The sequence below is a fragment of the Mucilaginibacter sp. McL0603 genome (assembly GCF_049992945.1).
In the GTDB taxonomy this organism is placed as follows: Bacteria; Bacteroidota; Bacteroidia; order Sphingobacteriales; family Sphingobacteriaceae; genus Mucilaginibacter.
This window is the reverse complement of sequence record NZ_CP188251.1, coordinates 1,575,165-1,586,229: the sequence shown is the minus strand read 5'-3', so window position 1 is coordinate 1,586,229 and position 11,065 is coordinate 1,575,165. Positions and strand designations below refer to the sequence as shown.

Annotated in this window: 8 protein-coding genes; 6 read left to right on the top strand and 2 right to left on the bottom strand. The window is 39.5% G+C overall.

Going from position 1 to position 11,065, the window contains the following annotated elements:
* Positions 1 to 411: 411 nt before the first annotated feature.
* Positions 412 to 4,572, bottom strand: a complete 4,161-nt coding sequence (locus ACPPVU_RS07365; RefSeq protein WP_426671039.1) for a two-component regulator propeller domain-containing protein — start codon at positions 4,570 to 4,572, stop codon at positions 412 to 414.
* A gap of 345 nt (positions 4,573 to 4,917) precedes the next feature.
* Between ACPPVU_RS07365 and ACPPVU_RS07360 the strand changes: the two genes are divergently transcribed.
* The 5 genes from ACPPVU_RS07360 to ACPPVU_RS07340 all read left to right on the top strand — a co-directional run bounded on the left by ACPPVU_RS07360 (position 4,918) and on the right by ACPPVU_RS07340 (position 8,642).
* The gene (locus ACPPVU_RS07360) at positions 4,918 to 5,727 is read left to right on the top strand and encodes an MlaE family ABC transporter permease (protein WP_426671038.1); all 810 of its coding nucleotides are present in this window, start codon (positions 4,918 to 4,920) and stop codon (positions 5,725 to 5,727) included.
* Between the two features lie 9 nt (positions 5,728 to 5,736).
* Positions 5,737 to 6,510, top strand: a complete 774-nt coding sequence (locus ACPPVU_RS07355; RefSeq protein WP_426671037.1) for an ABC transporter ATP-binding protein — start codon at positions 5,737 to 5,739, stop codon at positions 6,508 to 6,510.
* Between the two features lie 15 nt (positions 6,511 to 6,525).
* Entirely contained in the window at positions 6,526 to 7,524 is a 999-nt protein-coding gene (locus ACPPVU_RS07350; protein WP_426671036.1) for an MlaD family protein, read from the top strand.
* Between the two features lie 87 nt (positions 7,525 to 7,611).
* Positions 7,612 to 7,959, top strand: a complete 348-nt coding sequence (locus ACPPVU_RS07345) for a hypothetical protein (RefSeq protein WP_426671035.1) — start codon at positions 7,612 to 7,614, stop codon at positions 7,957 to 7,959.
* Between the two features lie 53 nt (positions 7,960 to 8,012).
* The gene (locus ACPPVU_RS07340; RefSeq protein ID WP_426671034.1) at positions 8,013 to 8,642 is read left to right on the top strand and encodes a hypothetical protein; all 630 of its coding nucleotides are present in this window, start codon (positions 8,013 to 8,015) and stop codon (positions 8,640 to 8,642) included.
* A gap of 56 nt (positions 8,643 to 8,698) precedes the next feature.
* Here ACPPVU_RS07340 and ACPPVU_RS07335 read toward each other — a convergent pair whose 3' ends face one another.
* Positions 8,699 to 10,615 (bottom strand): SPFH domain-containing protein, encoded by a 1,917-nt coding sequence (locus ACPPVU_RS07335; RefSeq protein WP_426671033.1) that lies wholly within the window; start codon positions 10,613 to 10,615, stop codon positions 8,699 to 8,701.
* A 284-nt stretch (positions 10,616 to 10,899) separates the two neighbouring features.
* Between ACPPVU_RS07335 and ACPPVU_RS07330 the strand changes: the two genes are divergently transcribed.
* On the top strand, positions 10,900 to 11,058 hold the full coding sequence (locus tag ACPPVU_RS07330) for a hypothetical protein (protein ID WP_426671032.1): 159 nt from the start codon (positions 10,900 to 10,902) through the stop codon (positions 11,056 to 11,058).
* Positions 11,059 to 11,065 lie beyond the last annotated feature (7 nt).

The following is an 11,065-nucleotide window of genomic DNA, read 5'->3' as shown; positions in this document are numbered from 1 at the left end:
AGGCATGTTGCAATAAAACCAAATGGCAGTTATTGCTTTACTAAAATTTAAAAAGTGGTTTATTTAAGTTTATATCTTAACAGAAGCTGCAACACTGCTGTTAAATTCTCATTATAACAGAGGTAAAACTATAAGCTAATAAAGCCCCGGTTGTGGATAAATAGGGGTACAAATGTCAACCTGACATATTTTATTATAAATCAGACAATTAAATAATTAAGCAGAGCAATTTTGACTTAGAAGTAGACAAATGAGCCCCTAATTATTGCCGGGTAAACTTTTTAAAGTGTAAGAATTGATGTAGTGATGATAGTCAAAAATGTATCAAAAGGGTGCATTTTTGAGAGGATTGCATTAGTTTAATATTGCCGGTACATTTGCAGGCCTGAAACTACATTTATTTAAAATGGATCAATCAAGGTCATCCTGTGCCTGCATCTTTTCGGCATAACGAGATGGGATGGTATCGAACTCGGCTTTGAAGGCTTTTACAAAATATTTCTGGCTCTTAAAGCCAACTTTATGACCGATCTGTGAAATGGTAAGATGCCCTGTCTCTAACAGTTGGGCTGCCCGTTTTAAACGCATGGACCGCACCAATTCGTTTGGTGTTTTGCCGGTCATGCTTAATATTTTTTTGTACAGTGTATACCTGCTAACAAACATATCGTCACTCAATTCTTCGACAGAAAAATTAGGGTTTGATATATTATTATCGATCAATAATAGTACCTTTTTGATAAACAATTCATCAGGCGACTCCACATGCATTTCGGTAGGCTTAACTTCAACCTGCTTCTGATAGGTCTTCCGCATATGTTCCTGCTGGCTCAGGATATTTTTGATCTTGGAGAGCAATATCTCAAAATTGAACGGCTTGGTCATATAATCCGTAGCACCCGTTTCCAAACCTTTTAGTTGCTGCTCCTCACCTATCAGTGCGGTTAATAATATTACAGGTATATGAGTTGTGCGGCTATCAGCTTTTAATTTTTTACACAGGTCGATGCCATTCATTTCGGGCATACTGATATCGCTAACCACCAGGTTAGGGTGCATGGCCAATGCTTTTTGCCATCCTTTTTTGCCATTTTCAGCTTCTATGATATTAAAAGATTCTCTTAAGTTATCCTTAATATAGAATCTGAAATCGTCGTTATCTTCCACCAGTAATACTGTAGGCTTTTTAGCATCGCGGTTTAAATTATTGGTGCTGATATTTTTTTGTATCCCGTTATTGGGTAAATAACCTTTCTCATGCTCCAACACCAGCTCAGTATCAGTAAACAAGGATGCATCCAACTGCTGAACCGGCAGCAAAACGGTAAAACAACTTCCCTGGTTAAACTCGCTTTCTACATATATCCTTCCCTTATGCAGCTTAACAAACTCTTTGGTGATGGATAAACCTATACCGCTCCCGAGGTTTAGCATTGATCCGGGAATATCGTTCTGGAAAAATGGTTCGAATATTTTCTCCCTTTTATCATTAGGGATGCCAATGCCTGTATCGATAACTTTTATTTCTAATAAGCGACCAGCCTTATCATCCTGCGTCAATACATTAACCAAAACACTTACCTGGCCACCCTGCTGTGTAAACTTATAAGCATTGGACAACAGGTTGAACATGATCCGCTCCACTTTATCATGGTCAAAATCGGTATAAAACTCATCCACTTCCGTATCAAACATAAAAGTGATATGTTTTTGTTCGCCTATATCGTTAAACGAGTAAGATAGCTCCTTTATAAATTTGATGATATCGCCCGATTTTACATGCAGCTTGAGTTCCTGGTATTCCATCCTCCTGAAATCAAGCAACTGGTTAACCAGATTGAGCAAGCGGCGGGCATTCCTGTTTACCAATTGCAATTGGCGCTGTATATCCTGATCGTTGATCTGCTTTAATATTTTATCAACAGGTGCCATTATCAGCGACAATGGTGTGCGAAACTCGTGGCTCACGTTGGTAAAGAAGCGTATCTTCATCAGGTCGAGTTCGTGCATGCGCTGGGCTTCCCCGCGTTCCTTTTCCAATTCAAACTGCATACGCAGCTTGCGTATGCCCTGCCTGCGCAAGTAAAGCAATGCTCCTGTAATTATAGCCGCATAAAGCATATAAGCCCATATAGTTTTCCAAAATGGCGGTGTGATGCTCACATGTAAAACCAATTCCTGCTTATTCCAGATCGAATTATTAGAGTTACGAACCCTAAAAACATAATCACCCGGATCAAGATTGGTATAAGTTGCTTTCCGTATTTTATTATCAACGGTTATCCATCCTTTATCAAAACCGTCCATCTTGTATTTATACTTTACCTTATCCGGGTTGAAGTAATTGAGAGCGGCAAAATCAATTGAGAATGAATTTTCGCTGTATTTGAGGTTCACAGATTTTGATTCAGTAATGGACTGGGGTAAAATGATGTGCCCATTGGTCTTTTTACCCGGATCAAGGCTTTCATTAAATATCTCAAAATCAGTAAATACCAGATTTGGCACACTTTTGCTGAAATGTATATCAGATGGTTTAAATATATTGAAACCGTTGCCGCCGCCAAACAACAGATAGCCATCACGGGTTTTGAGGGAGGAATTTTCAGTAAACTCGCGTCCTTGCAAACCATCGTTATCATTATAATTGATAAAACGAAATTTGAGGCCGTCCTTAGATTTCCAAACAAGGATATTGGTTAACCCGTTGGGGGTACTTGCCCATATATTAGTATTGTTATCTTCCTGCAGGTCAATTACTGTGTTATCAGACAAACCGTCCTGTTTAACAATATTAGTAAACTTGCCTGTTTCGGGATTAAAAATGCCTATCCCTTCGCGTGTGCTTATCCAGATCAGCCCGCGGCTATCCTCTAAAATATTATTTGTGTTGTTGTTAACAATGCTGTTCGGATCTTTGTCGTCATGAATATAATGTACAAACTGGTGTGTTTTTTTCATCAACACATCTACGCCGTATGAGGTTACAATCCACAGGTTTTTACGCCTGTCTTCTAAAATAGAACTTATATAATTGGAATGTATGGCATTATCAATACCGCTATATTTATAGTGCGAAAATGTTTGTGTTTTACTATCAAGCACATTAACCCCCGCTGCCAGCGTACCTATCAGCAAATGATTCTCCGAATCTTCCCTTATAGAGCATATTCTGTCTTCAGAAAGGCTTGTTGGCACCGCGTCATTGTGTTTATAATGCTTAAATGTTTTACCATCAAAACAATCCAAACCGCCATAGTAAGTACCCAGCCATAGGTTTTGGGCATGGTCGATATACATACATACGATCACATTATTTGAGAGGCTATTTGGATTATTAGCATCGTGAAGGTATTGTTTAAACGTACTGTTTTTGCGGTTAAAATATATCAGTCCGCCACCGTTGGTAGCTATCCAGATATTGCCCGACCTGTCTTCGGCAAAGTTATTGATATCACTGAATGGTAAGCTGTTAGGATCAGATAAGTGATGGGTATAATGTGCAAACTTGATAATACTTTCGTGATAGTAGCTTATTCCGCGTTTATAAGTACCTATCCAAATGATACCGGTATTATCCTTGTATATAATTACAATACTGTTTTGCCCGATTGTTTTGTTATCATCCTCGCGGTTAAGCAAATACCTGAATTTAAAATCCTGTTTGTTTAAAAGATTTATACCGCCATGGTCAGTGGCTATCCACATCCTGTTCTTGTCATCCTGTATCACATTGGATATTACATCGGTATTCAGGTGCGTTGGCCCTACCCCTTTGCCAATATGCTTCAAAACAGTTCTTTGATTATTTAGATAATAAACGCCGGATGAGTACGAGGGTGAATATGCCCATATATCATCCTGGTTATCGATATAAACTTTATAAGAAGTATTTAATCCCGGAGGTAACTTATTGATTGCATATGAGCGGTAATTAACGTGGTGGGTTTTAGGATCAAGCCTTTCCAGCACGCCGCTGTAATAAATAAGCCATATATTCCCTTTTGAATCCTGGGCAAAATCTGATACTGTATTGGCGTATATCGAAGTAGTGTCCGTTAAACTATGTGCCAGATGTGTTACTTTGCTTGATATGGGATCATATTTAAAAAGTCCCATAGTGGCATGCAGAAACCAAAAATTGCCTCTTCTGTCTTTTTTTATAGCGGTGATATGCGCATCGGGTATAGCAAATGACCGAAGGTAGCCTTTAATATCATGACTGAATTTTTCTGTAGCAGGATCATAAATATTAAACCCGGTACGTGTCTCGATCCAAAGCTTATTGGCAGGCCCTTCGCTGATGCTTATGATGTAATCATCATTTAATGAGGCTGTATCATTACCAGAATGTTTAAACACTTTAAACTTATATCCGTCATACCTGTTTAATCCGGACAAGGTGCCAAACCACATAAACCCTTTGCTGTCTTTTAAAATACAGTTTACCTGATTATGTGATAAGCCGTTGTTAATATCTAAATGTGAAAATTGAAATTGATCATTCTGAGCTTTTAACAAATTGGTTGCCAAAAGCATACCAAACAGCAATATGAGGGCCTTACATTTCATGCAGGATACTAACAGTAAAAGGTTATAATTGGTGCACCTCAAATGTACCTGCATCAGTAAACAATGCATAATACTATTTTGGCATTTTTTAATTTAAAAAGAACTAATCTACTATAAAAAATTGCTAATACAGCCAATAAACACCATGTATTTAAAAAGTTACCTGATACTATTCTTTCATTTTGGGCGATGAAGCTATTTTTTTGTGAAGGCATTTAAAAAGTTGTCCTAAATTTGCGCTGTTAATTTATTGTTTATGGAAAATCATTTTTCGATCAATACCCCCAAGTTTTTGCAGCGACAGCATAGTTTCTATCTCCATAAGTAATACCTTTATCGCCATTAATGAGCAACATAAACAGACCACCGGCACCGGCTGCTAAAAAGGGACCTTCCATTAAGACACGCTTATCAGATGCATTTGTCTCGTTATCTAACATCAATAGCTTTATACTGCGTTTTTTCAGGGAAGCATTTCTTCCACCGTTCGAAATAAAAGAAGTGATGCGCCAGTGTTACGAAACCGGGGTTCGTTCGTTTACACTGATCACATTTACAGGTTTCATAACAGGCCTGATTTTTACCAAGCAATCCCGTCCCTCGTTACTGAATTTCGGGGCACAATCATGGCTTCCATCATTGGTATCCATAGCAATTATGCGGGCGCTGGCACCGTTGATAACCGCACTTATCGCTGCCGGGAAAGTAGGATCGAGTATTGGTGCCGAATTGGGCTCGATGAGGGTGACGGAACAGATCGATGCGATGGAAGTATCGGGCACCAAGCCTTTTAAATACCTGGTATGTACAAGGGTACTGGCCACGACTATTACCATACCTATTTTGGCCACTTATACAGGATTTGTTGCCTTATTGGGCGGTTACTTAAATGTGGCGGCAAATGAAGGTACCAGTTATACCACTTTTTGGGAACAGGTTTTTGAACCGCTAACATTTGTTGATTTTGTCGCATCTTTGGCTAAAGCCATTGTTTTTGGTTTTACAATAGGGATAGTAGGGTGCTATCAGGGATATTATTCTAATAAAGGCACAGAAGGCGTGGGAAAGGCAGCAAACGGCGCTGTTGTAACAGCTATGTTTTTAGTATTTGTTGAAGAAATATTGATCGTACAAATAGCAGGCTGGTTCCGCTAAATAGTTAATATGGAAAAGACAAAAGTAGATATAGACTATAAAAACCCGGTAATAACCACAAAGGGACTTGAAAAATCCTTTGGCGATTATGAAGTATTGCGCGGAATCGATCTTGATCTTTACCAGGGAGAGAACCTGGTTGTACTTGGCCGTTCCGGAACGGGAAAATCAGTACTGATCAAAATTATTTCAGGCTTATTACGATCTGATAAAGGGGAAGTGAAGGTGTTGGGTTGCAATATGAACACAATCACCGATAAAGAATTACAGGAATTGAGGGTAAGGATAGGGTTTTCGTTTCAGAATAGTGCTTTATATGATAGTATGACGGTACGCAAAAACCTGGAATTTCCGCTGGTGCGTAATCGTAAAAGCCTGACCCGTAAAGAAATAAATAATTCAGTTGAAACTGTACTGGAGGCTGTCGGTTTGTCACATACTATTAACCAGATGCCATCTGAACTTTCCGGCGGGCAGCGTAAACGTATAGGCATAGCACGTACTTTGATACTGAACCCCGAAGTTATGTTGTATGATGAGCCTACTGCGGGTCTCGACCCAATTACCTGTATCGAGATAAACGACCTGATCAATGAGGTTCAGCAACGGTTTCATACATCTTCGATCATTATTACACATGACCTTACCTGTGCAAAAAGCACCGGTGACAGGATAGCAATGCTGCTCGATGGGCAGTTTCAACGTGTTGGTTCGTTTGATGAAGTATTTAATACAAACGATGATCGCGTAAAACCATTTTTTGAATATAACTTTATACAATAGCATTACCATAACAATATGGATGGATCAGAAAACAGGAAAGCAATTATAGTCGGGATATTTTTAGCCCTTGGCTTGGTTGTATTTGTAGTAGGTATACTTACATTGGGAAGCGCACAAAAAACCTTCAACAAAAGCATACATGTAAGTGCCACATTTGATGATGTTGCCGGGCTAAAAAAGGGGAACAATGTATGGTTCTCAGGTGTTAAAGTTGGTACAATCAGTGATGTGAAATTTACCGGTCCGTCGAAGGTAGATGTGAAAATGAGTATCGATGAGGCTTCACAGCCATATATACGCCATAATGCCCAGGTAAAGATAGGGGCGGATGGTTTGATAGGCAATAAGATCATTGTGATAGAGGGTGGGAGTTCACAGGTGCCCGCAGTACAAGACGGAGATATCTTGCAGACCGAAAAAGTGGCATCAACCGACGATATGCTAAAAACATTGCAACAAAATAATCAGAACCTGCTTGCGATAACCAATGATTTTAAAGAATTGAGTCATAGGATATTGCAGGGCAAAGGCGCTGTAGGCGCATTATTAGCAGATAGCAGCATGGGTATACAATTACGCAGCGCCATGAGGAATCTGCAGGCTACTACTGAGAGTGCGGCACACATGGCTGTTCAACTGGATAATTTCAGTAAAAAACTAAGTACTAAAGGCGGGCTTGCTGATAAAATATTGACAGATACTGTTACGTTTAATAAGATACAGGCGTCAGTTGCGGAATTGCAAAAAACAGTGGCCAGTGCCGGTGAGCTTACTCAAAATCTGAATACTGCCAGTAAAAAGCTGACTACCACCGATAATGCTATTGGTGTGTTATTAAATGACCCTAAAGGTGCTGAACAAGTAAGAACATCACTAAACAATTTGGAGCAAAGCTCTGTTAAATTAAATGCCGACCTTGAAGCTGCTCAACATAACTTTTTCCTGAAAGGCTATTTTAAGGATAAAGCAAAAAAGGCGAAAGAAGATAGTTTGAAGAAAGCTGGCGGTAAATAAGTCAATGGTTCATAGTCAATAGACCATGGCTGACTTAGATTTTACTATGGACTATTGACCATCGACTATGGTCAAAATAAAAAAAGTATGAAACCCGGTGATAAAGTGATATGCATCGATGCTAGTATCGATCCGGAAAAAGCGGAAGAGGTAAAACGGGATTTTGAAATCTGGATCACGAAAGATAAGGAATATACCATCCGCGAGATACTGGAAAATAACGGAATAGTTCCAGGTGTGCTGTTGGATGAGGTACATAATTTCCCCAAATATTTCAAACTGATAGACCGTTTCCAGGAACCGGCATTTGCCCTATGGCGTTTCAGAAAATTAAATTACGCTACTGCTAGCGAAGCTGAAGAACATGAAGCAGAATTGGTTGAAGTTGAAAAGCCCAAAAAGACATTACCAAATAGAAATCCTGAAAAATTCTAAGCTTGAATTTATAATTTAGGTTTGTTAAACAATCTAACCTTCAAAGAAGTAAAGTGGCAATAAGTCTTATCAGCAATATTTATGACAACTTTCGAGAGACATATGAGGATAACCCTCAATTTATATTAGATTTCTTTCAAAAAAATATCATTGTATTTAATAATGTTAAGGCATTCAACGATGAAGATGATTTGCGCAAATACATTGAATTATCGTGCGTCTATGCTGAGTCACTTTATAACAAAGGTCGTTACAATGATACGGTTGATTCCACGACCGATTCTTTGTCTATTATAGACAAAGAAATATTGAGGCTCAATGCGGATGAAATAAAAGATGACTGGTATTATAGTATCCTTTTCTTAAAAGGTATGGCAAGCTATTCCCTTAAAGATTTCAAAACAGCCACCCCTATTTTTAAAGTATTAATACTATTTGATCCCCAAAATGAAAAATACGGAAATTGGCTTCGTCACTCACTGCAGAAACAAAGACAATGGATAAATACAATTATTTTAATTGTAGGTACGGTATTCATATTGGCAGGTGCCATACTACGATTTTATACCAAGAATTATATGGTTAGACAGTCCTTCCCGATAATCGGAATTGCATTATTGATTGGTAATTATATCTTTGAGTTGTATAGTAATCGTAGTTTTCGGAAATCTTCGAGAGTTTAGGTGAAACAAAAAAGGCGCACTTTTCAGTACGCCTTTGATAATCAAATAGTAAAAGTTTATTCGCTTCTTTTATCTGAGTTATCCTCTTTCTTTTTAGGCTGATCCTTTTCCTTCATCGCTTCATTCTGAAGTTTTTTCAATAATTCGGTACCAATCAAGGCATCAATCATACCGTTACCCTCACCGCTTTTACCGCTTACCAGGATATCAGGCACCAGCTTAACGTGGTTGACAGCCAGTGTTTCGGCCACACGTACAATCGCATATTGTTCTGAACCCATGGCCTGTGTTTTCTGCTTGGTTACTTCAGCTTCTGCCAAACCAATCGCTTTGATCTTGCCGGCTTCGGCTTTACCATTTACATCGGTTGCATTAGCATCTGCAGTAGCGTTCACGTTCTTCACTTCAGCATCAGCTTTTGCGTTGATCGTCTTCACTTTTGCATCAGCTTCAGCATTGATGGTTTTTGATTCGGCCTCACCTTTTGCCACAGCTACTTTGGAGGCAGCAACCTGCGTATTAATTTCCACCTGGCGGGTTGATTTTACAACCTCCGGCTGCATGTCGGCACCAGCTTTGGCACTTTCAAATTCCTTACGTTCTACCTGTGCGTTACGTTGTATCTCATAAGTGATCCTTTCCTGTTCGGCCAGTTTACGGTCGGTCAGCGTTTTCATCAAAGCTTCAGGAGGAACAATATCACCGATCAGTGTATCAACACCTACCACGTTGTAATCACCTAAAACCTTGCTGATATGTCCTTTTGCATCATCCTGACGCTGGATACGGTTAGCCAAAAACTCAATTACGTCACTCTTTTGTGCCGAGTTACGGAAATAGTTAGCAATTGTAGGCTCCAGCACCTGTGATACCAGGTTTTTCATATTACCGAAACGGGCAATTACTTTAGGTGCTTCGTTACGCGGTATATGGATGATTTGTGACACGTCCAGATTAAAGGTAAAACCATCTGATGAACGCACGGTAATGGTACACAGATTTTTATCCAGTTCATGCGCTTCTGTACGGCTATTAGCCCAGTTCAACACGATATTGGTTGTAGGCACTACTTCGACAGCATGGGTATAAATATTCACCGGATGCTTGCCTGGGTCAAGTGGTTCATCCCAAACACCTTTCTGGCTCTTTTTAACAATATTGCCATGCTTAAAGCTGTCGCCGCTGGTATCTTTACCCTCCGGACCAACAAATGAGTTGACCACACCGACATAACCAATCGGAATATAGATCATATCCACCTGTTCAACAATAACAAACCAGGGATTTAAATAATAAGTACCTGCCAGAATCACATCTTCCTGCAAACCTTTTCTGCCGCCTGCGTTAATAAATGAGATCGGATCCTGGTAGTTTTTGTGACCCGCTACAGATACACCGGCTATCTCGCCTTTATCCAGCGGCTCACCATCCAATGTAGTAATAATACCCACTTTGTTTTCCTGTATCTGAGTAATTGGGACCATCTCGATTTCAAACAAAAAGGCGTTGATACGATAGTTGCCCGGCGTTAAAAATGCTGCCTGCGGACCTTTCTGACCACCATTATCCAAAAATGCCGTTGCATCCTGGAACTTGTCGCAATCAACCGGTTTACCCAGTACACGGCCGGTATCAAATGAAGCACCATCTTTTGCTTTTACCAGTCCGAGTTTGTTCTGTTCAATAATAACAAATGGCTGCATGATCACTGAATACTGCCATGGCCACATGCCCCAGTATAAACCCGGAGCCAATGCCCTGGCCTGCATACCTGCTTCGCCGTTAGTGGCGATGATGCGACCATCAGGAAGGCGTTTATTGCCGGATAGTACGTACTTTTTAACAACCAGACCAATACGGTCATCAGGTACGATAACCATACCAAAGAAAACACGGAGTACGAATTTGTACGCCACAAGAAGGATTATGACAGGCACAACCCACCACATTAATTGAAAAATTAAATTGTTCATTTTTTTGTTTAGATTTTTTAACAGAACCCTTAAGGTGCGGGCTCCTCACAATAACTTATAGCTTTGTTGAGACCTTAGCTAAATAGCACTTATTAGAAACAGGGTTTGGCATAATGTTACATTTTTTGATAAGATTTTGGTTTCCCAAATATGCCTTTTGCCGTAAACATTTGCAACATAACACGATAAATATTTTCATTAATTTATCGTAAACTTATTTGTTTATGGATGGTTGGATTAAGTAGAACTGACCCGTTCTGTTATCTGTAAAAAATCCGGATATCATGAAAGCAAACGAAAAAAACCTCCAGGAAGGAACGGCTTTTAAAAAGCCGGTACTCAAAAAACGCAAAGGCGAAGAACTAAAAACCGATCCACCTCTGAGCGAAAAGGATGAAGTAAAAAGGGCCGAGGAAAGGATGAAGAAAAACATCGGCAGATAATACTTAG

What these genes read in the sequence shown, in the direction of transcription:
- ACPPVU_RS07365 (WP_426671039.1), bottom strand. Translation starts at nt 4,572, where the DNA reads ATGAAATGTAAGGCCCTCATATTGCTGTTTGGTATGCTTTTGGCAACC.
- ACPPVU_RS07360 (WP_426671038.1), top strand. Translation starts at nt 4,918, where the DNA reads ATGAGCAACATAAACAGACCACCGGCACCGGCTGCTAAAAAGGGACCT.
- ACPPVU_RS07355 (WP_426671037.1), top strand. Translation starts at nt 5,737, where the DNA reads ATGGAAAAGACAAAAGTAGATATAGACTATAAAAACCCGGTAATAACC.
- ACPPVU_RS07350 (WP_426671036.1), top strand. Translation starts at nt 6,526, where the DNA reads ATGGATGGATCAGAAAACAGGAAAGCAATTATAGTCGGGATATTTTTA.
- ACPPVU_RS07345 (WP_426671035.1), top strand. Translation starts at nt 7,612, where the DNA reads ATGAAACCCGGTGATAAAGTGATATGCATCGATGCTAGTATCGATCCG.
- ACPPVU_RS07335 (WP_426671033.1), bottom strand. Translation starts at nt 10,615, where the DNA reads ATGAACAATTTAATTTTTCAATTAATGTGGTGGGTTGTGCCTGTCATA.
- ACPPVU_RS07330 (WP_426671032.1), top strand. Translation starts at nt 10,900, where the DNA reads ATGAAAGCAAACGAAAAAAACCTCCAGGAAGGAACGGCTTTTAAAAAG.